The following is a 23,672-nucleotide window of genomic DNA, read 5'->3' on the forward strand; positions in this document are numbered from 1 at the left end:
CGGCCCGCGTGCCCGCTCGCCATGCCCGCGTCGGTGCCTAGGAACGTAGCTTCCTCGGTTAATGTGACCCGCGGGTTCGTTCCTCACCTGCGGGTCACATTGTTGGTGCTGAATGCCGTCCTGCGGCCGGACGTGCCCCGGCAACCGGGAAAGGGGAGATCAGTGACGGTCACGTTGGCACGGGAAACCGACGCCGCCGCCGCGGGCGACCCGCTCGCCGACCGCCGTGCCGTGCTGCGCAGGCGGCTGCTCGGCGCACCACGAACGGCCGAAGCCAAGCTGTGGGCCTTCCTCGGGCCGGCGATCGTCACCGTGATCGGCGGCGTACTGCGCTTCTGGAATGTCGGCCGCCCCCATCAGCTGATCTTTGACGAGACCTATTACGTCAAAGAGGGCTGGTCCATGTTCCTCTACGGCTTCGAGCACAAGCAGGACAAGTCGACCGGCATCACCAACAACCCCGACGGGTTGTTCACGATGGGCAACCCGCACGTCTTCGGCACGCAGGCCGACTTCGTCGTGCACCCACCGCTGGGCAAATGGTTCATCGGCCTCGGCGAGAAGATGTTCGGCATCGACTCGTCGTTCGGCTGGCGTTTCGCCGTCGCGCTCTTCGGGACACTCGGCATCTACCTGGTCGGCCGGGCTGCCTGGCACCTCTTCCGCTCGCCGGTGCTGGCCACGCTCGCCTCGATCCTGCTGTGCTTCGAGGGCACCGAGTTCGTCATGTCGCGGACGTCGATCCTCGACATCATGGTCATGTTCTGGGCGCTGGCCGCCTTCACGGCGCTGCTGGCCGACCGGACCCGCACCCGCCGCATCCTGGCCGACAAGGTGGCGGCGATGCAGGTCGCCGGCACCTGGGACAAGGCCTCGCTGGCCGGCCCCTGGCTGGGCTGGCGTCCGTGGCGCTGGGTCGCCGGGCTGTGCATCGGCGTGGACATCGCCACCAAGTGGTCCGGGCTCTATTTCCTCGCGGTCTTCGGCCTGATGACGTGCTTCTGGGATCTCGGCGCGCGGCGCGCCGTCGGCGTCCGCCGCTACTGGTCGGCGACGTTCCTGAAGGATGCACTGCCCGCCTGCGTGAGTGTCCTACTGGTCTCCATCGGCGTCTACGTCGCAAGCTGGTTCGGCTGGATCGCCAGCAGCGACGCCTACGACCGGCAGTGGGCCGCCGACAATCCCGCGACCCAGAACTCCGGCTTCTCCCCGGACAGCTCACTGTTCGCGTGGATGCCGGACTGGCTGCGCTCGCTGTGGGAATACAACTCCCAGATGTTCACCTCGGCCTCGGACATCACGTCGTTCCACCCCTACATGTCCAACCCGTGGTCCTGGTCGCTGCAGACCCGGCCGACATCGTTCTTCTACGAGGGGCCCAAGAAGGGCGATCCGGGATGTGACGTCGCCCAGTGCAGCAAGGCCATCAGCTCGCTCGGCACGGTCAGCATCTGGTGGCTGGGCACCATCGCCCTCGTCGTACTGGTCTTCTACTGGTTGCTGCGTCGCGACTGGCGCTCCGGCGGCATCCTGGCCGGTGTAGCAGCCGGGTGGCTGCCATGGTTCCTCTACCAGGACCGCACCATCTTCACCTTCTACTCGGTCGCTTTCGCGCCATACATGGTGCTGGCCTGTGTGTTCCTGCTGGGGCTCGTGCTCGGCCGGCCGGGGGCCGGCGAGCAACGGGTGCTGATCGGCAAGGCCGCAGTCGGTGGATTCACCATCCTGACCGTCGGTCTGTTCATCTTCTTCTGGCCGATCTGGACCGGTCAGGTCATCCCCTACAGCCATTGGCAGTGGCGCATGTGGCTGCCGAGCTGGGTCTGATCAGCGCGCAGCGCGGCGCAGTCGAAGCGCCGAGACCAGGAAGAAGATCCCGCCGAGGGTCGCGTAACCGGCGAGGCTCGCGAGCGACGGGTCCGGCCGACCGGCCTGTATGACGAATGTCGTGCCGGCAACGGCCGAGATCGCTCCGCTGGCGATCATCGCCCACTGGCCACCCATCCGGCGTCGCCCGAGGGCGACGACCAGTTGCACGACGCCGGCCGTGATCGCCCAGGCGCCCCAAACCCGAAGAACCGCAGGGAAACCCGAGCCAGCAGCGACCGCCAGCCCGACGGTCGCGAGCGCGCTCAGCGCCATGTTGATCCGCAGCGGCGCGGCGAGCCGCGCAGCATCTGAGGACCGGACGTCGACGACGGCCGCAGCCACGTCGAACAGCGGATAGACCAGCAGCAGGATGACGCTCGCGACGTTGATCGTCGACGCCGAGATCGCGAACAGCACGGCCCAAAGAACCGCGAAGCCGAAGCGGACGAGGTACAGGTTGCGCAACCCGGTCGAGTCGGCGGCTGAGGCGTCGTCGATGGCGGGGTTCGCTGGGGTCGTGGTCCGACCGCTGACGGAAGTGGACATCGAATTCTCCTTCACAGGTTCGACCGTCCAGGTAGAACGATCGGTCTTGCTGAGTGTGGAGCGGTCGCCGTCGGATGTCAAGACCGATCGTTCTGTCTGCTACTCTCGGTGCTCACTACACGAGGGAGAGATTTGGTATGTCGGAAGCGCGCTCACGGCTGCTGCAGACGGCCAGCCGGCTCTTCTATGCAGAGGGGCTGCACTCGGTCGGCGTCGATCGCATCATTGCCAGCGCACCGGTCACCCGCGCCACGTTCTACCGGCACTTCCCGAGCAAGGACGACCTCCTCGTCGCCTATCTGACCCAGGCGGATGAGGCGATCCGCGCCCAGGTGGCAGCGGCGCGAGCCGACGATCCCACGCCCGACGACGTGATTCGAGCCGTCGCCCGCTCCATCACCGACACCATCAGGAGCAAGGGCTTTCGCGGTTGTGCGTTCCTCAACGCGGCAGCGGAGTACCCCGATCCGAAGCATCCCGTGCACCGGGCGGTGCTGGAACACCGCGACTGGTTCCTGACCACCGTCACCGAGCTCTTCGCGGCCGCCGAGGAGATCGATCCCGGGCCCGCAGCGCGGCACTTCGTCATGCTGCGCGACGGCGCCATGACCGCCGGATGTCTCACCGATCCCGAGCCGGTCTGTGACACGTTCCTGCGCGGTGTCGAGGGCCTGCTCAGCTACCGCAGCCACCGCAACGGCTGAGCGCCTCAGCCGTCGACGGGCACGATCTTCACCCCAAGATTGACGCCTACCGTCGCACCGTGGTGCGCAACATTTGCACCGCACGACGCCCCGTCCTGGTGACTCCGTCCAGACGGGGGCTTACGGAACGGCGCCGGCCTGCTGAGACAAGACGCCGTCGTGACCTGATTGCACCGTTTGTGGAACGGCCTGCGGGAGACACGGGACTACCCCTGCGCGCGGCCCTGGATACGGCCGCCGCCCATCGGGGCGGCTTACGACCGGCCAACGCCGGCGGCTGCGGTATGTCGAGCAAAGACAACCCGACCCAGTTGATCGCAACGAAAACGAGTCGACCCAGTGCTCGTCTCCCGTTCCGGATTCGCTCAACCTTCACGAACCGCTGGCCACAAGGAATGCCTGCACGGACGATCGATGATCCACTCCGCGTGGCCATCCGCACCGGACATGGCGATGACGACGTCCTGCCACTCGTGTGACCGCTGCAGGGCAAAGCTACCCAACCTGACGGCCTTGTGGACAACCGTAGCCACACGAGGGGGGATGTGGATAACACTCGAGCGCGAAAAGCGTTGTATAGCAGCCTAATTCATGGCATAATCGAACACATGAACGATGCATCGCAGGGCGCGGGAACGGGCACTATTGGCGCCCTCGACGCGTCTGCGGTGCGTGCATTCCACGACCGGCTCGACGGTCCGGTCACCGGTGGTGATCTGCTCGCGGAGTTGCGGGCGTGCGAGGAGTTGAAGAACGCTCTGGCCGCGCGCCAGGCACGTCTTGCGGTGGCCGTGCACGAGAACCAGTCGGCACGTGATGTGCCGCGCGGCATCTCGAAAGCGGATACCGCCCGAGAGGCCGGCTCCCGAATCGCCCTCGCTCGCAGGTGCGCGCCGCACCTGGGATCCCGGCTGCTCGGCCTCGCGCACGCCATAGTCGAGGAGATGCCACACACCCAGAAAGCGCTGGCTGCAGGGTTGATCACCGAGTGGGACGCGACCGTGCTGTGCCGGGAAACCGCATGCCTGTCGCGTGAAAGTCGGACCGAGGTGGACGCGGCCATCGCCGACCAACTCGGCGAAGTCAGTCACCAGCGGCTTGAGGCCGAGGCCAAGAAGCACGCCTACCAGGCCGACCCCGCCGCCGTCACCGCACGCCGGGCGCGGGCCGAGACCGAACGCCGGGTCACCCTGCGGCCGGCACCGGACTGCATGACCCGACTGAGCGCACTGCTACCGGTCAAGGACGGCATCGCCTGCTTCGCGGCACTGTCCGCGTTCGCCGACGCCACTGCAACCCCGGACCATCCACGCGGGCACGTGATGGCCGACACCCTGGTCGGGCGTGTCACCGGACGCTTCCCCATGGGTGCGAAACAGCCTATGGACAGTGCCGGTTCGTCCGCCGCCTCCAAATCGACCACCGCTGGGGATCCGTCCGCGGCGGACGAGCCGACCACCGCTGCGGAGTCGCCCGATGCGGCTGCAGCAGCTGACGAGGCCGCCTCTGCCGTCGCTCCCGGGCAGCCTGGCGCGATGGGGACGGACAGTCCACGACCTTCGGACAGTTCGCGATCTTCGGGCAGTTCGCGATGCTCCACGGACTCCCCGAAGCCACAGGTCCGGATCAATCTGCTGATGCCACTGGGCACCCTGACCGGCGACGTGCCGGCCTACCTGCCCGGCTACGGCCCGATCCCGGCCGACCTGGCGCGGGAGTGGCTGACCGACCCCGACCTGGCGGTCCAGGTGCGGCGCCTGTTCGCCTTCCCCGACTCCGGCGACCTGGTCGGCATGGACTCCCGAGCCCGCACCTATCCCGGGCTGTTGGCCGAGTTCATCCGGTTGCGCGACCAGACCTGCCGCACGCCGTACTGCACGGCACCGATCCGACATACCGACCACATCCGATCCCACGCCGACGGCGGATCGACCAGCGAACGCAACGGCGACGGCCTCTGCGAGTGGTGCAACTACGCCAAAGAACACCCCGACCACCACGTCACCGGTCACGCCGGCGAAACCACCACCACCGTCGGCACCCTCACCGCGACCAGCCGCCCGCCCGCGCCACCAGGAATGCCACCACCCACCACGTCATACATCGAACGAACCCTCATGGACGTCACCTGGAAACACTGGACCAGCTAATCCGTAGCGGCACACCGCGTAGCGCACAGCCCTGCACGAGCGCGCCCAGCACAGCCCACCCCGCGAGCCCGCCCGAGCCAGTGGACGTTCCACATGCGGGTCCCATGGACACACGGTCGGGCAAGGACCCGGCCACTCTGGCGTCTCGCTTCACCCTTTCCTGCCGCTCTACGTCAGCGCAGGAACTGCTCCACGTGGCCGGGCACGATCTGGGCCGCGAGTTTGCCGACCTGATCCTGCGGCAGGTCAAGCACCGGGTAGTCCTTGTTGCCGGCGGCCGTCGCCAGACTCACCGTCGCGACGCCCGCCCGGCGCTGGAAGAACGACCGACGGACCGTCACACCGACCGCCCCGCGGCGCTCGATCACGTTGGTGGACAAGCCGATCGAGCCGGATCTGGTGATCAGGAACCGGTCCGTGACCGCGTGCCCGAGCCAGTGCGCACGACTTCGGCCGAGCAGCACGCCGCCGGCGATCGGCAGGACGGCACACACCCCGAGCGCCGGCAGGTTCCAGACCACTGCGGCGGCGATGAGCAAAGCCACCAGCACGACAGCACCCGCCAGCGCGCGCGTGTACCGACGGCGCGTAGCGGCAGCACCATGCGATCGCAGCGGTATGCCGACAACCTTCCCTCCGAGCACCGCGTCGGCCGTCCCCGTGACGACATCCGCCGGGGACGGCGGCGTCAGCGTCGTGCTCATCCCGCGACCGTCCTCCTTCACACCCGTCGTGATCGCCGACAGGTGCGCACCGCCGGCCCAGCGCAACGGCACGGGGCGATGCACCTCGACACCACGCAGTCGACGGATCTCCAGGGAGGTTGCGCGCGTCGTGAGCAGGCCGCGAGAGACGTGATAGGTGCCGCCCCGACCGTCGCGAGTCAGCCGAAAACCATGGAACGCCAACAGATAGCCCAAGAGCGCGAGCACCACGATCACGACGAGCGCCCCGACGAGCACGGCCAGCACGGCGGCGATGACACCGATTGCGGCAAGTCGGTCCACGGTGCCGGCGACCAGCCCGTCCTCGCCCCAGCCGATGCCGGACTCGTTGAGGAACTGCGAGCCCACACCGACGATCGCCAGCGCTGCGACCAGCCCGGCAGGACCAAAGGGTGCATATCGGATCCACGCCGGATTGAGTTGGTAGACAACGGTTTCCGGCTGGTATGCCGCCGTGGGATGCGACGCACCACCGACGTCGCCGTGCGAGCCAGGGGAAGCACCTACCGGCTCCGGTGCCCCTTCGGCCCCCCGGTGCAGCAGCTCGCCGCGCAGGGCGGCCGCCTCGGAACTGGTCAATCCTTCCAGTTTCAAAGCCTTCTCGCCGGCGCCGGTGCCGATCTGAACCTCCGCCAGACCGAGCGCCCGGTGCATGACCGACGCCGTCACATCGACCGACCGCACCCGGTCCATCGGGGCCGACACCGTCGTGGTGTTGAGCACGCCGTGGCGCAGTTGCACCTGGTCCGCGGTGAAGCGGTATCGGGTGCTGAACCAGCGCAACACCCCCAGACCGATCGCGCCCGCTGCCGCGAGCAGACCCCACCAGTTCTGCCCTCCGGTCGAGCCCGCCACGACAACGGCGACGAGCGCGGGGAGGAAGCGGATGAGTTCCTTGACCGGATGGATCAGCAGCATGCGCGGGCTCAGCCGGCGCCATACGCCCGAGTCCGTCGGCTGTTCGCGCGCACCACTCTCCCCTGGGGAGATCTCTGCACGCTCCTCACTCATGTCGCGTCGCCCTCACTGGCGGCGGTGACGACCGTCAGGTCGTGCACGATGCGGTCGGCCACGTCGGCGTCCAGCCCCTCGATGCGCAGCTCGCCCTTCGCCGACGCCGTGGTGACCGTGACCGAGCTCAGCCCGAACAGCCGCTCGAGCACACCTCGCTCGGTGTCGACGGTCTGCACCCGTGAGATCGGTGCGATGCGTTGCTCGATCGTCAGCAGGCCGCGCTGGGTGTAGACCGCGTCCTCGGTCACCTCCCAGCGATGAATGCGGTAACGCAGAACGGGTGCGATCAGCGTCCCGCACACGAAAACAACTGCGATCACTGCGATTCCGAGCACAATCCAAATACTCGAGGGGTGCGCCAGGAACAAAGTCACCACACCCGCCACCACCAGGATCACACTGACGATGCCGCCCTGCACCGCCCACATCGTTCGTGCGCGGGAAGCCACGAGTTCGGCGGGTGGGCGCAGGTCCATCCTCTGACCTTCTCACGGCTGTCCGACGGGCGCTGGCGAAGGTGGGACGCGCCAGTGCCGTCAGGTGAATCTCTTGTGTTTGCAATGTTTCCCCAAATTTTCCCCAAGGCTGGGGTATGTCGCTCCCAAGGACTCCGTATGGGAACGTTCAATGTTCGCCAATTCTTCGCCAGTGCCACCCCTCGGCCCGATCCATCTGTCCATAGTTCTGGCGCAAGCCCAACCCCGGACTTGCGCCAGTCACGCACGACGTGACCTTCGATGGAATGGATGTATATGCGAGTCAACAAGACAGCAATGCTCTTCGGCATCGCCGCTGTGTCGACGAGTTGTGTCATCGGCACCACCTCCGCCCACGCGGCGACGGCACCGTCAGCCAGTCACCGCGCCAGCGGCGTGAGTAACGAACAGGTCGTGGACTCCTTCCTGAGTTCGCACCCCACCTCGATCGCTTCGTCCTCGAGTGACGAGTACGAACTGATCGGCACGACGACGAGCGCCGACGGCACGTCGCACTTCCGCTACCAGCGGACCTACAAGGGGCTGCCCGTCGTCGGTGGCGACTTCGTCATACACGCCAAGGGCGGAAAGGTCGTCGGCCAGTCCGGTAACCAGCGCAAGGCGATCTCGGTCTCGACCACACCCACGGTCGCCGCGGACGCCTCACGCAGCCACGCGGTCGGCAGCGCTCACGTCTACAACGCCAAGGGCGCGACCTCCCCCAAGCTCGTCGTCGACGCCGCCGGCAGCAAGCCGGTGCTCGCGTGGATGACCGTCGTCACCGGCGTCCAGGCCGACGGCATCACACCCAGCCACAAGGCCGTGCTCGTCGACGCGCAGACCGGCAGGACGATCCGTTCCTCGGAGATGGTGAACTCGCTGATGTCGGCGCAGGCCTCCAAGAAGGCCATGGCGCGCAACGGCGTTCACAAGCCCGCGACGCTCACCACCAAGGCGCCGGCGAACCTCAAGCCGGTCAGTTGGGGGTCGCTGGGCAAGGGCCACGGGCACAACGCGGGCGTGGCCGCGGACGGCACCGGCAAGTCGTTGTTCCTCGGTGACGTGAACCTCACGACCACGCAGGGCAGCAGTGGCTACGAGATGACCGATCCGAACCACGGCGGCAACTCGGCCTGCGACATGAACAACGCCGAGGTCGGCAACTGTGCGCTCTTCACCGACGACGACAACGCGTGGGGTGACGGGACGAACAGCGACCGCGCCACCGCGGCAGTCGACGTCTACTACGGTGCCGCGGAGACCTGGGACTACTACAAGGACGCCTACAACCGCAACGGCATCTTCGATGACGGCAAGGGCGTGCCCTCTCGCGTGCACTACGGCAGCGGCTACGTCAACGCGTTCTGGGACGGCTCGCAGATGACGTATGGCGACGGCGACGGCGACAACGCGCCGCTCGTCGCGATCGATGTCGCCGGCCACGAGATGTCCCACGGAGTCGCCGAAGCGCTCGCGAACCTCGGCTACGACGGCGACGTCGGCGGGATCAACGAATCCAACAGCGACGTCAACGGCACGATGGTCGAGTTCAAGGCGAACAGTTCCGTGGACAAGCCGGACTTTTTGATCGGTGAGACCATCGACATCAATGGCGACGGCACCCCGCTGCGCTACATGGACCAGCCGAGCAAGGACGGCTCGTCACTCGACTGCTGGTCGTCCGCGACGCAGAACGAGGACCCGCACTACACCTCCGGTGTCGGCAACCACGCGTTCTTCCTACTGGCCAACGGCAGCGGCGAGTCCGAGTGGGGCAACAGCCCGACCTGTGACGACAGCACGGTGACTGGCATCGGCAAGGACAAGGCCGCCACCATCTGGTACGACGCGATCAAGGACTACGGCACCTCCAACATGTCGTATGCCGACCTGCGCGCCGGCATGATCAAGTCCGCTGACGCGCTCTACGGCGCGGACAGCACCGAGTCCAAGGCCGTTGCCGCGGCCTGGAGCGCGGTCAGCGTGAGCTGACGACCCCAAGCGCCCTGAGGAGCCCGTGAGCTGCGCCCTGAGGAGCCCGTGAGGTACGAGCGGGCGTCTCGAAGGGGTACGAGCGGGCGTCTCGAAGGGGCCGATCGACGAGCCCCTCCGGTTGCTTCCTCCCGTGGCCGGAGGGGTTCGTCATACCCACTCCGCGGGTCGAGACCTCGCACCCGTTGCATGATGAAGGCATGAGCAAGCACGAGGTCCAGGTCCGCAGGGTGTATGACGCACCGGCGCCGTCCGACGGCACGCGCGTGCTGGTCGATCGGCTCTGGCCCCGCGGGCTCAGCAAGGACAAGGCCGAGCTGGACGACTGGTGCAAGCAGGTCTCGCCCTCGACCGAGTTGCGCAAGTGGTACGCGCACGATCCGGACAAATTCGAGGAGTTCGCCGAGCGCTATCGCGCGGAGCTGGACGACCCCGAGCGGGCGGAAGCGCTCGACGGGCTGCGCGAGCACGCGGCCACCGGCACCCTGACGCTGCTGACCGCAGCCAAGCGCGACGATATCAGCGAGGCCACCGTGCTCGCCGAAATCCTCACGGCCCATTAGCCATTCGGAATCTTCCCGAACCGGCATTCGTCATTTTTTCGTCAAGAAACGCACCCAATTCCGGCAAAGCTCTTGCGCACGGCCATCCAGCGGCACAACACTCAGCCGTCGCCGAGAGACAGATCCTGCTCGGCACGTCTCTTGAGGAGTGCACATGCGCAAAATCCCCTTGCTCGCCGCCATCAGCCTCGCCGCATCCGCCGGCGCGCTCGGCAGCGTCGTCCCGACAGCCCACGCGGCGACGGGACACAGCCCCGACGTGCACTCCGTGCACTCATGCGCCACCGCAACGGCCGGCTCGGCTGCCTGCGACGCGATCCACCTGGTCAATGGCGCCGGGCAGAACGTGAGCAACACCGGCCGGCTCCAGCCGGCCGCGGCCGCGCACGGCAAGCCGGTGCAGCCCTCGGCGATCTCGGGCAAGACGCCCACCGACATCCAGAGCGCTTACAAGCTCTCCGGACTGAAGTCGGGCGGACGGACCGTCGCCATTGTCGACGCCTACGGCTACCCCAACGCCGAACGTGACCTGGGTGTCTACCGCAGCCAGTTCGGGCTGTCGTCCTGCACGACGGCCAACGGCTGCCTGACGATCATGAGCCAGACGGGCAGCACGACCAACCTCCCCCGCACCGACGTCGGCTGGTCGCAGGAGCAGGCCCTCGACCTGGACGCCGTCTCGGCCGCCTGCCCCGACTGCAAAATCGTTCTGGTGCAAGCGAAGTCGGCGTCATTCGCCGACCTCGGAGCAGCCGTCAACCAGGCGGCCAAGGTCTCCGGTGTCGTGGCGATCTCCAACTCGTACGGCGGCGGCGACGCACCCGACTCGACATACGGCAGCTACTACAACCACTCGGGTATCGCGGTGACCGCCTCGACCGGTGACAACGGCTACCAGGGCGCGAGCTTCCCGGCCTCGTCGCATTACGTGACCGCCGTCGGTGGCACCTCGCTCAAGACCGCCTCGAACTCCCGCGGTTGGACCGAATCCGCTTGGAGCGGCTCAGGTTCCGGCTGCAGTACGTCGAATGTCGCACCGTCCGGCCAGGACTCCGCGGTCACGCACTGCTCCGGCCGCGCGATGGCCGACGTCTCCGCGGACGCCGACCCGAACACGGGGCTGGCGGTCTATGCACCGACCTCGAGCCGGTCCTCCTCGTGGGCCCAGTACGGCGGCACCTCGCTGTCATCTCCGCTCGTCGCGTCGGTCTACGCGCTGTCCGGCAACACCAGTGGCTACGCGAACACCAAGCCCTACGCCAACCCGTCGGGACTGTTCGACGTGACGACCGGTAGCAACGGCACCAACCAGTACTGGTCGAACGCCGGCACCGGCTGGGACGGCCCGACCGGGCTCGGCACGCCGAACGGCACCGCCGCCTTCTGATCGATGGAAGATCCCCGTCGGGCACGCCGCCCGGCGGGGATCTTCTGTTTCGTGGCGTATCGAAACCTCAGTTCGGCGCGACGTCTCGCATTCCACGCCACCAGCTGCCGACCGCGGCAGCAGCGACGAAGCAGACCAGCAGCACGATGACACCGGCACTCGGACCGGCGCCGTCCGCGTAGTCCGGCACGTGCGCGAACACAGCCGTTGTCGCCAGCCAGTGCGGCGCGTGCAGCACCGATCCCATCAGCACCAGGACGCCGGAGCCGGCGACCGGCACCCAGGCGAGTGGCCCCCACCGACGCCGAATCCCGATGACCAGAGCGGTGATTCCGGCCAGCGCCAGCACCGCCGGCCACTGCCCAACGACATAGGCGAAGCAACGACCGGCTCCCCCGGACAGCTGCGTGAGCGTCACCAGTGAGCCGACACCGCCGGCGACCAGGAGCATCGCCAGCGAACCGGCGACCGCGACGGCGACCTGTGCGAACAGCGGGCTGCGTCGCGGCGCTCCGGCCGTCAGCAGGTTCTCCAGGGTGCCGTCCGCCTCCGCCGTCGCGTCGCCGAGGACCGTGAGCACCGCATAGCAGCCGACCAGCAGGCCGATCATGACGCCGGCGAAGGAGAAGAAGACCGCATCGAGCTGGTCTTGCCCGGTCAGGTCACGCATCAGCTTGGCGGTGGACTCGTCACTGGTCAGCAGGTCGATGAGGCTGCCGCTCATACCACCGAAGAGCGCGGCGACCGCAGTCACGATGGTGGTCCACGCGAGCCATCGCCCACGTTCGAGCCGCCACGTCAGCGCGAGCACGGAGTGGACCAGCAGCCGGTCATCGGAGGATGCCCGGGCGTGCAACGGAGCGGCGGCATACTCGCGGTTGCGACCGGCCCGCCATACGAACAGCGCCATCAGCGCACAGACCGCGGCGAAGATCAGGACCGCCCACCACCTGTCATCGGTGTATGGCGCCTCGGCGTCGATCCAGGCCAGCGGGCTGACCCAGCGCAGCGAACTGACGCCCTGCACGTTGGCGATCGCGCGTATGCCGAAAGCCGTTGCCAGCGTGATGAATCCGAGCAGCTTCGCCAGCCCGCCGCTGTCGGCGAGCTCTCCCGCGAGCAGGCCGGCAAGGCCGAAGAACAGGCCGCAGCACGCGGTCACCGCTCCGAGACCGAGCGCGCCCTGCCAGGTGAGCTCATCGACGACAGCCGTCTCGGCCAGCAGCACCGCGGCGACCGCCGCGCCGAGACCGACCGTCACGGTCGCGATCGCTGCGAGGGCGGCGCGCAGCCGGGACGACGCCGGATAGCCGCACGCCTGCACGAGTTCCGCGGTGCCGGAGTCCTCCGTGCCACGCCCGAAACTGACGCCGAGCAGCAGCGAGAGCACCGCGGTCGCGATGACGAGGTAGGTGCCCATCTCCCACGCCACGAGCTGCCCGATGGTGCCCGGCTCCGGCAGCGGGCCGTAGAGCAGCCGTGTCGCGGCGTTGCTGCCCATGCTGCTGATCAGGTGTTCGCGCTGGTCGAGCCGCGGGTAGGTCGAGGAGTATGACGGCGCGACGATCGTCAGCAGGGCGAGCAGTGGGATCGCCCAGGCCAGGATGCGCCGGCGGTGCGTGCGCAGCATGACCCGTGTCGGGCCGATCCGCCGACTCATCGCGACGCCACCTTGTAGTGCCGTAGGAAGAGGTCCTCCAGGCTCGCGGGAGTGCAACGCACATCCGTCGGGTGCGCTGCCAGCAGACGCCGCAACACCGCATCGATGTGCTCCTCGGGCACACTCGCTTCGAGGCGTATCGCGTTGTTCGGCAGCTGTTTTCGCTCGATCTCCGCTGCCCCGAGCAGAGCCGCCACGTCGGCGGCGACGCGATCTGCGGTGTCCCCCGACACCACTGCGCTGATCGTCGACGCCGCCAGGTGACGCAGCTGTGACAGCTCACCGGTCTCCACCAGGCGACCGTCCTTGATGATCGTGACCGCGTCGCAGAGTTGCTCGACCTCGCCGAGGATGTGACTGGAGAGCAACACGGTGCGCCCGTCCGAGACCGCGCGCTCGACACATTCGCCGAACGTGCGCTCCATCAGCGGATCCAGCCCGGACGTCGGCTCGTCGAGGATCAGCAGCCCGGTGCGCGCCGCGAACGCAGCGACGAGGATTACCTTCTGCCGGTTTCCCTTGGAGTAAGCCCTGATTCGCTTGCCCGGGTCGAGTGCGAAGGCCTCGATGAGCTCGCGCTCCCGGTCGTCGTCGTAGTCGCCACCGGCCGCGCGGCGCAGTCCGGCGAGCACGTCGAGCGCCTGTCGCCCGGTCAGGGTGGGCCACAGGGCGACGTCGCCGGCGACATACGAGACGTCCTTGTTGATGGTCGCGCTGTGGGTGGCGGGATCGCAGCCGAGCACCCTGACGGCACCGGAGTCACGGCGGTAGAGCCCGAGCAGGACACGAATGGTCGTCGTCTTGCCGGCGCCGTTGGGCCCGAGGAAGCCGTGGACCGTGCCGCGTCCGACCCGCAGGTCGAGCCCGTCGACGGCGTGGAAGCTGCCGAAGGTCTTGGTCAGCGCCCGCACCTCGATGACGTTGCCGGTCTCCGGCACGTCCACCTCGCGGGGCCGTTCCTGGGTGGCTGAACTGCTCACGGTGTCGCTCCTTGCAGTGATTCCGGCTGCAGATCGTGCTGCCGGAGGCCGGCCTCGAGCGCTTGCTGGAAGCGTTCTTGCAGCGCCTTGGGGAAGAGTTCGGTGGTCGCATAGCCGACGTATTCGCTCGAACTGAACGACGCCTGCTCCAGCAGTGCCATGGCCTGCTCCAGGGACAGGCCCAGTGACGCAACGAATTCGACTGCGTGCTCGGCCATTTCGTCCACTCGATGGTCGATCTCGTCCGCGGACAGCGAAGGCATCGCCCGGTCGAGATCACGGAACTCGGCGAAGAGCGGCAGGATCAGGTCGAGCTGCCCCTCGGTGAGACGCTCGGCGAGCTCGATCACCATCGGCGGCAATTCGCCGCTGTAGCAAGCAAATTCGACGACTTGACGTTCGGCGGCGATCATCGCTGCGACGTCGTCATCAGGGGCCCGCGCGATCAGCATCTCGTACATCCGATGCACCGGTCGTGGCATCGGCGACACCGGCCCGCCGTCCGCCGTTGTCCGCAGCAGCCGGACCAGTTGGTCCCGTTGGCTGTTCAGTTGCGCGAGGCGCTCGTCGACGCCGCTGAGGGCGATCGCCAGGTCGGTGCGTATGGCGGCCAGCTCATCCGGGTCGTCAGCCTGCTCCTCGAGCATCGAGCGCACCGCCGCCAGCGGCACGCCGGAGTCGACCAGCCAGCGGATCCGCAGCAGCCGGGCCAGGTGCGCCATACCGTAGTCACGGACGCTGCCACGCTCCGCAGGGACGGGCAGCAGTCCGATCTGGTGGTAGTAGCGGACGGTCCGCACGGTGGTGTCGGTCAGGTCCGCCAGTTCTTTGACTCGCATGTGTCGATCATTGACTGTGACGTAACGTCACAGTCAAGACCGCGGTGCCGGAGATCGCCGGTGACAATTGCATCCATGGGGGCTGTGAGTCCGCTGACGGCCGGCCGTACGACTGTCTTGACAGGCGTCTCACAGCGGGAGAACTGTGGCTCGGTGCACTCAGCACGCCCGAACCGGAGGCATCACCATGACAGCTTCACAGCCCCGCACCCACCGCATGCTCTTCGGCACCGGACTGGTCGCCGCGGCAGCACTCGCGCTGGCCGCGACCGCGCCGGCATCCGGCAGCCCGGGCGATCACGCGGGTAAGCCCCGACTCGCTCACGCGTTCGTCATCATGGAGGAGAACCACGCCCAGGATCACGTCATCGGTGACCCGAACATGCCCTTCACGAACAGCCTGGCCGCGTCATACAACCAGGCGACGAACTACTACGGCGTCACGCACACCAGCGAGCCCAACTACATCGCTTCGACCAGTGGATCCAACTGGGATGTCAATAACGACAACGGCTGGAACCCCACCGCGACGAACCCGGCGACGAACCACTACGACCACACCAACATCGTCGACGAGCTCGAGGGCGCACACATCAGTTGGGGCGCCTACATGGACGGGATGCCGTCGGCCGGCTACCTGCCCGACCAGTGGCCCGCGACCGGTGGCGCGCTCTACGCGAGCAAGCACAACCCGTTCGCGCTCTACAACGACGTGCGCACCGATGCTGCCCGGATGTCACACGTGAAGCCGATGAATTCCCTTGCTACCGACCTGAATTCGGGACACGCGCCGCGCTATGTCTGGATCAGCCCCGACCAGTGCAACGACATGCACGGCGGCGTCTACGGCGCGATCGCCGGACACCCGGAGACACCCTGCCCCTACAACGACGCACCCGGGGACGCCAATGACGAGGCCCTCAAGACGAAGGCGGACGCCTTCCTGAAGACGACCGTCAACACGATCATGCACAGCAAGGCGTGGACGCCCGGCAGCGTCATCTTCATCACCGCCGACGAGACCGACTACGACGGCGACAGCCCGTCGAACAACTTCTACCTGTCCACGGCCGGGTGCTGTGACTCGCCGGTGCTGCCGGCAGGTGACCCGGCGGTCAGCCCGACCTGGCCCGGCGGCGTGTATGGCGGCGGGCTCGTTCCGATGATCGTGGTGACCAAGGACGGCCCGCGGCACGTCACGGACAACACGGCATACAACCACTACTCGATGCTGCTCACCATCGAGCAGGGCTTCGGCCTGACGAAGCTCGGCTTCACCTCCGACAGCCGGCAGGTGAAACCGATGTGGTCACTGATCAGTAACCACTGACGGTCAGCCTCGACCCGCGAGGCCGTGCTCGTAGGCGTACACCACCGCCTGCACACGGTCCCGCAGGCCGAGCTTGGCCAGGATGCGGGCGACGTGGGTCTTTATGGTGGCGTCGGAAACGTAGAGCGCGGAGGCGATTTCGGCGTTCGAGAACCCGCGCGCAAGCTGCACCAGGACCTCACGCTCCCGCCCGGTCAGCCAGGCCAGCTCGGCCGGCGTCTCGGCGACTGGCGCCGGCAACCGGCCGAACTGCTCGATCACCCGGCGGGTGACCGCGGGGTCCAGCAGGGCGTCCCCGGCCGCGACGGTGCGGATCGCCTGGATGAGCGTCTCAGCAGGTGCGCTCTTGAGCAGGAAGCCGCTGGCTCCGGCACGCAGCGCCTCGTAGACGTAGTCGTCGATGTCGAAAGTGGTCAGCACGATCACCCGGCAGTCCGGTTGCGCCTGCGTGATCCGGCGGGTCGCGGCCAAGCCGTCGAGTCGTGGCATCCGGATGTCCATCAGCAGCACGTCGGGGCGCACTCGTTCGGCGAGACCGACCGCAGCCCTGCCATCGCCCGCGTCGGCCACGACCTCGATGTCCGCCGGCTGCTCCAGCAGCAACCGGAATCCCGCTCGGACCATGTCCTGGTCATCGGCCACCACCACCCGGATGGCGTTGTCACGGACCACCTGGTCGCTCATCCCGGCGCCACCGGCAGATCCGCCGACACCAAGAATCCCCCGGTCGCCGGCGGCCCCGCGGTGAACGTTCCGCCATACAGTTCGACCCGCTCGCGGATCCCGGCCAGCCCGTGCCCGCAGCCTTCGGCCGACCCGATCGGCTCGCGGCCGTCGTCGGCGACCCGGATGCCGAGCGCGGAGTCGTCATACGCCAGCCGAATGCTGACCGACGCCGCACCAGCATGCTTGCGCACGTTGGTCAGCGCCTCCTGCACCACGCGGTAGGCGCACAACTCCAGCCCGGGATCCAGCGGTATGACGGTGCCGTCGACGACCAGGTCGACCCGGGTGCCCAGCTGCCGGGTGTCCTCGAGCAGGTCGGGCAGCTGCTCGAGTGTCGGCAACGCCTCCAGCTCGGCCGCGGGATCCGCTGGTCGTAGGACGCCGAGCATTCGGCGCAGCTGTGAAATCGCCTGGCGTCCCTGTATTTCCGTCCGCGCGAGAGCTTCGCGTTCGACCTCGAGATCGCCGCCGAGCCGGCTGCGCACCGCTCCGGAGTTGAGGACCATCACACTCACCGCATGCGCGACCGTGTCGTGCAACTCACGAGCGAGACGGAGTCGCTCGTCGAGGACGGCGGCCTGGGCGTACTGCTCCCGGACCATCTCGGCGCGAGCAGCACGATCCGCTGCGCGTCGAGTCCGCTCGATCTCATGGCGCAGCGCGGCTCCCGCGGCCGCCGGGGCGCCGACCCAGAGTGCGATGAACGGGTAGTTGGCGACGGTCTGATCCTGCTGGGGCAGCCCGAGGAGCGAGAGCCAGGCGAGGGCGACGATCGCTGCCGCAACGACGGCCGCACGACGCAGTGGCAGGTGGCGGCCCACCGAATACGCAGCAACGAGAACGGCGGCCAGCAGTGCGAGCCCGTCGAGTTGCAGGCCGACAACTGTCTTGAACGCGAGGCCACCGGCGCACACGAGCGCCGCGGTCGCAGGCAGGATGCGTCGCCAGGCGAGCGCACCCGGGGACAGCGCGGCCACCGCGAGATTGACCGCCACAGGTCCGTGATCCACGCCCGTGACGACCTCGATGACCGCCCAGACAACGAGCCCTGCGGCGATCATCAGGTCGAGAGGTCTCGGCCGCTCCATCCCAGAATTCTACGAACGCGACACACCATCCACGTCATCATTCCGGGCGATATTCCGGCGCCCGGTCGGCCGTCCGGGCGACTCTCCTTTCGCGCTGCCGGGCGACGACGGCGGGCACCCATGCCGCGCACACTCAATCCATCTCCCTACCCATCTCATCTCGATGAAAGGCATTGAAATGGCTATCTATTCGACGACCGAAGTCGCAATGGAACACACGACATCCGACCCTCGGGAACGGATCGGCCTGGTCACTCTCGTGACCGGCGCCGCCCTGCTCGCAGTCGCCCGACTGCTCGCCGATCCCGGCGGCTCACCCGCCGACCGGATCGAGCAGATGACACATCACGACGTGCAGGTGACCGTCAGCGCGTTGTGCGCGGTCACCGGGTTCGCCGCGCTGATGGCCGGACTGCTGACCGTCGCCTCCGCGGTGCGAGGACGCGGCGCCATACTCGCGGCCGTGGGGAGCGGCCTGGTGATCGCCGGCGGCGTCGGCTTCGCGGTGCTCTCCGCCGTCGACTTCAGCACGCTTGCGGCGACTCATGCGGGACCGCGCTCCGCGATGGTGTCCTATCTCGGTGCGCTCGACAGCAGCCCGGGCATCCTGATCGTGACCGGACTCGCGATGGTCGGGTACATGTTCGGCCCGTTCGTGGTCACGCTGGCCGGTCGCCGGGCCGGGTTCGTGCCGCGCTGGCTGCCGTGGGCGACGCTCGCCGTCCTGATTCTGCAACCGGTCGCCGAGGGTGCCGGCGGCCCGTCGCTGACGCGGTATGTCGACTCCGTCTTCCAGCTCGCCCTGGTGGCCATCTGCTGGGTACTGGCCCGGTGCACGGGCGATCGACGCCGACTCACAGACCGCTGAGGAAGGCGAGCAGTCCGGCGAAGTAGGTGTCCTGGTCGTCATACATCGCCATGTGGCTGCCGGACGGGCAATGCAGGTGACGCCCGGCCGGTAGCCGCCCGGCCATCGTCCGCATGAACTCCGGATCCATCGTGTCGTGCTGTGCGCCGATCACGAGTGTCGGCACGGTGATCGAGCCGAGGTCGTCGGTCCGGTCCCATTGCGCGAGGGTCGCGTCGCTGGAGATGCCGAGCTCGCTGGGGCCCTGCATCTTGCGGTAGATGACCGGGTTGATGTGGTCCATCCCGCGCTGCGCCGGGTCCGGCCACTCCCCCGCGGGCATCCGCAGCACGTGGTGCACGTAGTGCTGCTCCAGCAACAACTCCTCGTAGACCGGGTTGTCGACGTCGCCGTCGGCTTCGAGTTGCTTGATCCGGGCCAGCTTCGCCTGGTCCATCGCGGGCATCAGGACCCGCTCGGCATAAGCGTTGTATGCCGGGACGCTCGACATCATGTTGGAGATCACCAGGCCCTTGAGGTGCTGCTGGTGCCGCAGGGCGTACTCCGTCGCGAGGATGCCGCCCCACGAGTGTCCGAGCAGCACGAAGTTGCTCGCGTCGAGGCCGAGTGCGGTGCGCACCTGCTCCACCTCATCAACGAATCTGTCGAGCTCCCAGAGTGATTCGTCGTCGGGCCGATCGCTGCGCGTCGAGCCGAGCTGGTCGTAGTAGTAATACTCGACGCCGGCCGCCGGCAGGAAGCTGTCGAAGCACTCGAAGTATTCGTGCGTGCAGCCCGGACCGCCGTGCAGCAGCAACACCTTCAGTTCCGGGTTGTTGCCGACCCGCTTGGTCCAGACGTTGTACTGCCCGGACGGAGTCGTCACCGGGATCATTCGTGCGCCGCCGCTGCGGCGGTCGTCCCGCTCGCGGTAGTCGAGGTATGGCGTGATCGGGCTCGTCGGTTGCACCATGCGCTCCATCCTGGCACCGACCCGGTGGCTCCATGCGGTGTATCGTTTGATACATGATGCGGATCAGTGAGGACTCGACCGCGAGCGCGGAGCGGCTGTGGACGTACCTCGGCGACGTCGAGCACTGGGGTGACCGGCTGCCGACGTTCGATTCCGTGCGCCACGTGGGCGGCCCGGTCCCGACGAATGTCGGCAGCCGCTTCGAGGTGCGCCAGCCCGGTCTGGCCAGGGCGACCTACGAGATCACCCGCTGGGAGCCGGACCACGGCTTCACCTGGGTCGGCCGGATGCCGGGCGTCGCCACGACCGGCATACACGACCTCGAGCCGGCCGGTCGGGGCTGCCGGATCACGCTCGGCATCGAATGGTCCGGACCGCTCGCCCGGGCAGTCCGCCTGCTGATGGCGTCCAAGGCGCGGCGGATGATGCAGTCCGAGTGCGAGACGATCGTCCGGCTCGCCGAGCGGGATTGAGGCGTGTCCGGCCCTCGAGAAGTGTTGCTGGCCAAGGCAATCGGCTACTTCGCCGAGCACGGCGTCCGGGACACCAGCCTGCGCACGCTGGCCGCCGCCATCGGCACCAGCCAACGCATGCTGCACTATCACTTCGGCTCCCGGGAGGACCTGCTGGTCGCGGTCATCGAGTCGGTCATCGAGGCCGACGCGGCGATGCTCACCCAGCTCTTCGCGAACGAGCCGGATCCGTTCGAGGCCGGCCGGGAGAACTGGCGGATCACCGCCGAGCACGCGCAGACCTTCGGCGCGCTCTACTTCGAGCTGTCCTCACACGCGATGTACGGGAAGCCGTATGCGCGCGACCTCGGCCACGCTTTCGTCACGCGCACCCAGGAGGCGTTCGAGGCGGCATACGCGAGCCTGACCGACCCGGCCACCGCACGGCGGCTCGCCCGGCTGACCCTCGCCGTCGGCCAGGGGTTGATGTTCGACATGCTCGTCGACGGTGACCGCGCCGCGTCCGACGCTGCCATCGAGGAATTCATCACGCTGCTGCGAACACGGCTCGGCCAGACCGGTGAAACCTCTGCAGTCGCAACCTGATCACCCGACAGCCGGCATTGCACGAAGACACCTCACTGCTGAACGGACGCGCTGTGAGCGATGCGAAACAAACGGTGACCGTTGAGCAATGAGGCCGAAACGACAACTCCGTAGCGTTGCCCACATCAGCGAATCCCATTCGTGATCCACGAGATCCACCCGATGATGGAGGCAGCGACATGGATGCACGTCAGATCGAACTGGTGCAGGCAAGCTTCGCGAAGGTTGTGCCGATCGCCGACCAGGCAGCCGTGATCTTCTACGACGAGCTGTTCAAGCTGGATCCCTCCCTGCGCGCCCTCTTCGCCGACGACCTCACCGAGCAGCGGGCGAAGCTGATGAAGATGCTCGGGACGGCGGTCAACGGCCTGCGCGACTGGGACGTCATACAGCCGGCCGTCGCCTCACTCGGGGCTCGCCACGTCGGTTACGGCGTCACGGCCACGCACTATTCGACCGTGGGGGCCGCGCTGCTCAGCACCTTGGAGAAGGGGCTCGGCGACGCGTTCACCCCGCAGGTGCGGGCTGCCTGGGCCGAGGTCTACCAGGCATTGTCGAGCACGATGATCGCCGCCGAGAAGCTGCCTGCCTGACCGGTCAGCTCGACGCCGCTCCCGGGACTCCAACCGTCGACCGGTGCGGCCGGCAGAAAGTGCGGAGAATTTCTCGCACTTTCCGCCGTTGCGGGCCTCAGCGGGCGCACAATGTGTGACGGTCGCCCGCCGCGGTGACCGCGACTCGACTCGGGGAGAGCCGCTCCTTTCCTTGATTGGGAGTTCTCGTGTCACGCACTCGAACACTTCGCACCGCCATGGCCATCACGGGTGTCACCGCGCTCGCGAGCATCGGTGCTGTCAGCGCACAAGCCGCGCCGGCATCCGGCCGTACCCACCTCGCCGGCTCGCAAGCACCCTGGGCCACCGCTTCGCATCGGGTCGGCTCAGCCCAGGGCACCGACAAGGTCACCTTCCGGATCTATCTGCCGAACAAGGCGGATGCGGCCGGATACGCACGTGCCGTCTCCACGCCAGGCAATGCGCTCTACGGGAAGTTCCTCACGCCGGCGCAGTACCGGAAACGGTTCTCGCCGACGGCCGGCCAGGTCTCCGCAGTGAAGTCCTGGCTGCGCTCCCAGGGAGCGCAGGTCGGCAGCGTGCCCGCCAACAACAAGTATGTCGAGGCGACGACGACCGTCTCGAACGCCGCGAAGATGTTCCAGACCGGCTTCGCCGAGTACTCCTTCCAGGGCCACCGGCTGCGCGCGAACACGTCGCCCCTGAGCGTGCCCGCCTCCGTGGGCGCGGTTCAGGCGGTCGTCGGTCTCGACGATTCGGCCACCCTGGCGCGTGCCGATGTGGTGCCGCCGCCCCCGGTCTTCAAGAACGCGCAGCCGTGCTCGGCCTACTGGGGCGACAAGACCGTACAGAACACGGCGACCCCCGACGGCACCAAGCTGCCGGCCAGTCCCTCGACGTTCGCGCCGTGCGGGTATGCCGGCGCGCAGTTGCAGGGCGCCTACGGCATGTCCGGCGCGATCGCCTCCGGCACCGACGGATCCGGTGTGACGGTCGGCGTGATCGACGCCTACGCGTCACCGACGATGAAGCAGGACCTGGACACCTACTCGGCCAGGCACGGCCTGCCCAAGCCGAACCTCAAGGAGATCGTCCCTCCGGGCACCTACAACCGCGCGGTCAACAAGAAGCAGGACCCGCAGGGCTGGGCCGGCGAGGAGGCACTCGACCTCGAAGGCGTGCACACCATGGCGCCGGGCGCGAACCTCGTCTACATCGGTGCCCCGAACAACTACCGCGACCTCGACGCGATCATGAACAAGGTCGTCGACAACCACCTGGCCGACATCGTCAGCAACTCCTACGGGTATGGCGGGGAGGCACTCCCGACGGGCTACATCAAGCCGCAGCTGGACACCCAGATCCAGGCGGCCGCCGAGGGCATCAGCCTCTTCTTCAGCTCGGGTGACAACGGCGACGAGACCGGAGGTGTCGCGGGCGCGACCCCGACACCGGACTGGCCGGCGTCCAGCCCGTATGTCACCGCGGTCGGCGGCACCTCGATGGGCGTGAGCGCGACCAACTCGCGCATCTTCGAGCTCGGCTGGCAGACCGGCAAGAGCACACTGAAGAACGGCGCGTGGGACCCCGCCCAGCCGGGCAACTACATGTACGGCGCCGGCGGTGGGACCTCGCGACTGTTCGCCCAGCCGGACTACCAGAAGGGCGTCGTCCCGAACTCGATGAGCCAGACGTATGGCGGCGCGCCGATGCGCGTCGTCCCCGACGTCGCAGCGCTCGCCGACCCGACGACGGGCATGCTCGTCGGCCAGACGCAGATGTTCCCCGACGGGCACAGCGAGTACTCCGAGTACCGGATCGGCGGCACCAGCCTCGCGTCGCCGCTCTTCGCCGGCATGTTCGCGCTCGCGGTGCAGAAGCATGGCGCATACGGCCTGGCCAACCCGACCCTGTATGGCGCACGGTCCGCGTCATACGACGTCACCAAGGCCGACCTGGCGCAGTACCCGGGCACCGTCCGGTCCGACTACGTCAACGGTGTCGACGCATCGGACGGCTACTCCTACACCGCCCGGTCGTTCGACGACGACGGCCCGCTGACGATCCACGTGCAGCAGGGGTATGACGACATCACCGGCGTCGGCTCCCCGGCCGGCACCGCCTGGCTGGACGCGGTCACCAAGTAACAGTTGAGAACCAAGAGAAGCGG

At 67.7% G+C, this 23,672-nt stretch carries 21 protein-coding genes; 12 read left to right on the plus strand and 9 right to left on the minus strand.

The window, feature by feature from the left end:
* The first annotated feature begins 162 nt into the window (after positions 1-162).
* Positions 163-1,827: a dolichyl-phosphate-mannose--protein mannosyltransferase gene (locus tag VG502_RS18395; protein ID WP_325551543.1), complete on the plus strand. Its 1,665-nt coding sequence runs from the start codon at positions 163-165 to the stop codon at positions 1,825-1,827.
* On the opposite strand, the gene VG502_RS18400 is transcribed toward VG502_RS18395, so the two are convergent.
* The gene (locus VG502_RS18400) at positions 1,828-2,415 is read right to left on the minus strand and encodes a hypothetical protein (RefSeq protein ID WP_325551544.1); all 588 of its coding nucleotides are present in this window, start codon (positions 2,413-2,415) and stop codon (positions 1,828-1,830) included.
* Between the two features lie 137 nt (positions 2,416-2,552).
* Between VG502_RS18400 and VG502_RS18405 the strand changes: the two genes are divergently transcribed.
* Both VG502_RS18405 and VG502_RS18410 read left to right on the plus strand, forming a co-directional pair.
* The gene (locus VG502_RS18405) at positions 2,553-3,119 is read left to right on the plus strand and encodes a TetR/AcrR family transcriptional regulator (RefSeq protein WP_325551545.1); all 567 of its coding nucleotides are present in this window, start codon (positions 2,553-2,555) and stop codon (positions 3,117-3,119) included.
* A gap of 608 nt (positions 3,120-3,727) precedes the next feature.
* Positions 3,728-5,269 carry an HNH endonuclease gene (locus tag VG502_RS18410; protein WP_325551546.1) on the plus strand — a complete coding sequence of 514 codons (1,542 nt, stop codon included), beginning with the start codon at positions 3,728-3,730 and terminating at the stop codon, positions 5,267-5,269.
* Between the two features lie 173 nt (positions 5,270-5,442).
* Here the strand turns inward: VG502_RS18410 and VG502_RS18415 are convergent, their stop codons facing one another.
* Positions 5,443-7,005, minus strand: coding sequence for a PH domain-containing protein (locus VG502_RS18415; RefSeq protein WP_325551547.1), 1,563 nt, complete (start codon positions 7,003-7,005; stop codon positions 5,443-5,445).
* Positions 7,002-7,484: a PH domain-containing protein gene (locus tag VG502_RS18420; protein ID WP_325551548.1), complete on the minus strand. Its 483-nt coding sequence runs from the start codon at positions 7,482-7,484 to the stop codon at positions 7,002-7,004. Before VG502_RS18420 ends, VG502_RS18415 begins: the two co-directional genes overlap by 4 nt.
* 276 nt (positions 7,485-7,760) lie before the next feature.
* Here VG502_RS18420 and VG502_RS18425 point away from each other — a divergent pair, with 276 nt between their 5' ends.
* The 3 genes from VG502_RS18425 (at position 7,761) to VG502_RS18435 (ending at position 11,426) form a co-directional block, all read left to right on the plus strand.
* Complete coding sequence (locus VG502_RS18425) at positions 7,761-9,476, plus strand: M4 family metallopeptidase (protein WP_325551549.1); 1,716 nt, start codon at positions 7,761-7,763, stop codon at positions 9,474-9,476.
* 200 nt (positions 9,477-9,676) lie between these two features.
* On the plus strand, positions 9,677-10,039 hold the full coding sequence (locus VG502_RS18430) for a DUF488 domain-containing protein (protein WP_325551550.1): 363 nt from the start codon (positions 9,677-9,679) through the stop codon (positions 10,037-10,039).
* Positions 10,040-10,193: 154 nt separating this feature from the next.
* Positions 10,194-11,426: a S53 family peptidase gene (locus VG502_RS18435; RefSeq protein ID WP_325551551.1), complete on the plus strand. Its 1,233-nt coding sequence runs from the start codon at positions 10,194-10,196 to the stop codon at positions 11,424-11,426.
* Between the two features lie 67 nt (positions 11,427-11,493).
* Here VG502_RS18435 and VG502_RS18440 read toward each other — a convergent pair whose 3' ends face one another.
* From VG502_RS18440 to VG502_RS18450, 3 genes are read right to left on the minus strand one after another with little or no spacing between them, the layout of a single operon-like run.
* Positions 11,494-13,086, minus strand: a complete 1,593-nt coding sequence (locus tag VG502_RS18440; RefSeq protein ID WP_325551552.1) for a hypothetical protein — start codon at positions 13,084-13,086, stop codon at positions 11,494-11,496.
* Entirely contained in the window at positions 13,083-14,066 is a 984-nt protein-coding gene (locus VG502_RS18445; protein WP_325551553.1) for an ABC transporter ATP-binding protein, read from the minus strand. Before VG502_RS18445 ends, VG502_RS18440 begins: the two co-directional genes overlap by 4 nt.
* Positions 14,063-14,905: a MerR family transcriptional regulator gene (locus VG502_RS18450; protein WP_325551554.1), complete on the minus strand. Its 843-nt coding sequence runs from the start codon at positions 14,903-14,905 to the stop codon at positions 14,063-14,065. Before VG502_RS18450 ends, VG502_RS18445 begins: the two co-directional genes overlap by 4 nt.
* A 187-nt stretch (positions 14,906-15,092) precedes the next feature.
* On the opposite strand from VG502_RS18450, the gene VG502_RS18455 reads away from it, so the two are divergent.
* The gene (locus tag VG502_RS18455; RefSeq protein WP_325551555.1) at positions 15,093-16,235 is read left to right on the plus strand and encodes an alkaline phosphatase family protein; all 1,143 of its coding nucleotides are present in this window, start codon (positions 15,093-15,095) and stop codon (positions 16,233-16,235) included.
* A 3-nt stretch (positions 16,236-16,238) separates the two neighbouring features.
* On the opposite strand, the gene VG502_RS18460 is transcribed toward VG502_RS18455, so the two are convergent.
* Positions 16,239-16,919: a response regulator transcription factor gene (locus tag VG502_RS18460; protein ID WP_325551556.1), complete on the minus strand. Its 681-nt coding sequence runs from the start codon at positions 16,917-16,919 to the stop codon at positions 16,239-16,241.
* The gene (locus VG502_RS18465; RefSeq protein ID WP_325551557.1) at positions 16,916-18,049 is read right to left on the minus strand and encodes a sensor histidine kinase; all 1,134 of its coding nucleotides are present in this window, start codon (positions 18,047-18,049) and stop codon (positions 16,916-16,918) included. The genes VG502_RS18460 and VG502_RS18465 overlap by 4 nt, the downstream gene beginning before the upstream one ends.
* A 178-nt stretch (positions 18,050-18,227) precedes the next feature.
* Here VG502_RS18465 and VG502_RS18470 point away from each other — a divergent pair, with 178 nt between their 5' ends.
* The gene (locus tag VG502_RS18470; RefSeq protein ID WP_325551558.1) at positions 18,228-18,917 is read left to right on the plus strand and encodes a hypothetical protein; all 690 of its coding nucleotides are present in this window, start codon (positions 18,228-18,230) and stop codon (positions 18,915-18,917) included.
* Here VG502_RS18470 and VG502_RS18475 read toward each other — a convergent pair.
* Positions 18,904-19,869, minus strand: coding sequence for a proline iminopeptidase-family hydrolase (locus tag VG502_RS18475; protein WP_325551559.1), 966 nt, complete (start codon positions 19,867-19,869; stop codon positions 18,904-18,906). The genes VG502_RS18470 and VG502_RS18475 overlap by 14 nt on opposite strands.
* A gap of 53 nt (positions 19,870-19,922) precedes the next feature.
* On the opposite strand from VG502_RS18475, the gene VG502_RS18480 reads away from it, so the two are divergent.
* From VG502_RS18480 to VG502_RS18495, 4 genes are all read left to right on the plus strand, one after another.
* Complete coding sequence (locus VG502_RS18480; protein WP_325551560.1) at positions 19,923-20,342, plus strand: SRPBCC family protein; 420 nt, start codon at positions 19,923-19,925, stop codon at positions 20,340-20,342.
* Positions 20,343-20,345: 3 nt separating this feature from the next.
* Positions 20,346-20,927, plus strand: a complete 582-nt coding sequence (locus VG502_RS18485) for a TetR/AcrR family transcriptional regulator (RefSeq protein WP_325551561.1) — start codon at positions 20,346-20,348, stop codon at positions 20,925-20,927.
* A 179-nt stretch (positions 20,928-21,106) separates the two neighbouring features.
* Entirely contained in the window at positions 21,107-21,520 is a 414-nt protein-coding gene (locus VG502_RS18490) for a globin family protein (protein WP_325551562.1), read from the plus strand.
* A gap of 188 nt (positions 21,521-21,708) precedes the next feature.
* Positions 21,709-23,649, plus strand: coding sequence for a S53 family peptidase (locus tag VG502_RS18495; RefSeq protein WP_325551563.1), 1,941 nt, complete (start codon positions 21,709-21,711; stop codon positions 23,647-23,649).
* Positions 23,650-23,672 lie beyond the last annotated feature (23 nt).

Origin of the sequence: Flexivirga sp. (assembly GCF_035551235.1) — a bacterium.
Lineage (GTDB): Bacteria > Actinomycetota > Actinomycetes > Actinomycetales > Dermatophilaceae > Flexivirga.

Bases quoted from the DNA above. Each gene is read 5' to 3' on its own strand.
- VG502_RS18465 (WP_325551557.1), bottom strand. From the start codon at position 18,049: ATGGAGCGGCCGAGACCTCTCGACCTGATGATCGCCGCAGGGCTCGTT.
- VG502_RS18430 (WP_325551550.1), top strand. From the start codon at position 9,677: ATGAGCAAGCACGAGGTCCAGGTCCGCAGGGTGTATGACGCACCGGCG.
- VG502_RS18435 (WP_325551551.1), top strand. From the start codon at position 10,194: ATGCGCAAAATCCCCTTGCTCGCCGCCATCAGCCTCGCCGCATCCGCC.
- VG502_RS18415 (WP_325551547.1), bottom strand. From the start codon at position 7,005: ATGAGTGAGGAGCGTGCAGAGATCTCCCCAGGGGAGAGTGGTGCGCGC.
- VG502_RS18450 (WP_325551554.1), bottom strand. From the start codon at position 14,905: ATGCGAGTCAAAGAACTGGCGGACCTGACCGACACCACCGTGCGGACC.
- VG502_RS18400 (WP_325551544.1), bottom strand. From the start codon at position 2,415: ATGTCCACTTCCGTCAGCGGTCGGACCACGACCCCAGCGAACCCCGCC.
- VG502_RS18440 (WP_325551552.1), bottom strand. From the start codon at position 13,086: ATGAGTCGGCGGATCGGCCCGACACGGGTCATGCTGCGCACGCACCGC.
- VG502_RS18475 (WP_325551559.1), bottom strand. From the start codon at position 19,869: ATGGTGCAACCGACGAGCCCGATCACGCCATACCTCGACTACCGCGAG.
- VG502_RS18410 (WP_325551546.1), top strand. From the start codon at position 3,728: ATGAACGATGCATCGCAGGGCGCGGGAACGGGCACTATTGGCGCCCTC.
- VG502_RS18470 (WP_325551558.1), top strand. From the start codon at position 18,228: ATGGCTATCTATTCGACGACCGAAGTCGCAATGGAACACACGACATCC.
- VG502_RS18480 (WP_325551560.1), top strand. From the start codon at position 19,923: ATGATGCGGATCAGTGAGGACTCGACCGCGAGCGCGGAGCGGCTGTGG.
- VG502_RS18490 (WP_325551562.1), top strand. From the start codon at position 21,107: ATGGATGCACGTCAGATCGAACTGGTGCAGGCAAGCTTCGCGAAGGTT.
- VG502_RS18460 (WP_325551556.1), bottom strand. From the start codon at position 16,919: ATGAGCGACCAGGTGGTCCGTGACAACGCCATCCGGGTGGTGGTGGCC.
- VG502_RS18405 (WP_325551545.1), top strand. From the start codon at position 2,553: ATGTCGGAAGCGCGCTCACGGCTGCTGCAGACGGCCAGCCGGCTCTTC.
- VG502_RS18420 (WP_325551548.1), bottom strand. From the start codon at position 7,484: ATGGACCTGCGCCCACCCGCCGAACTCGTGGCTTCCCGCGCACGAACG.
- VG502_RS18425 (WP_325551549.1), top strand. From the start codon at position 7,761: ATGCGAGTCAACAAGACAGCAATGCTCTTCGGCATCGCCGCTGTGTCG.
- VG502_RS18455 (WP_325551555.1), top strand. From the start codon at position 15,093: ATGACAGCTTCACAGCCCCGCACCCACCGCATGCTCTTCGGCACCGGA.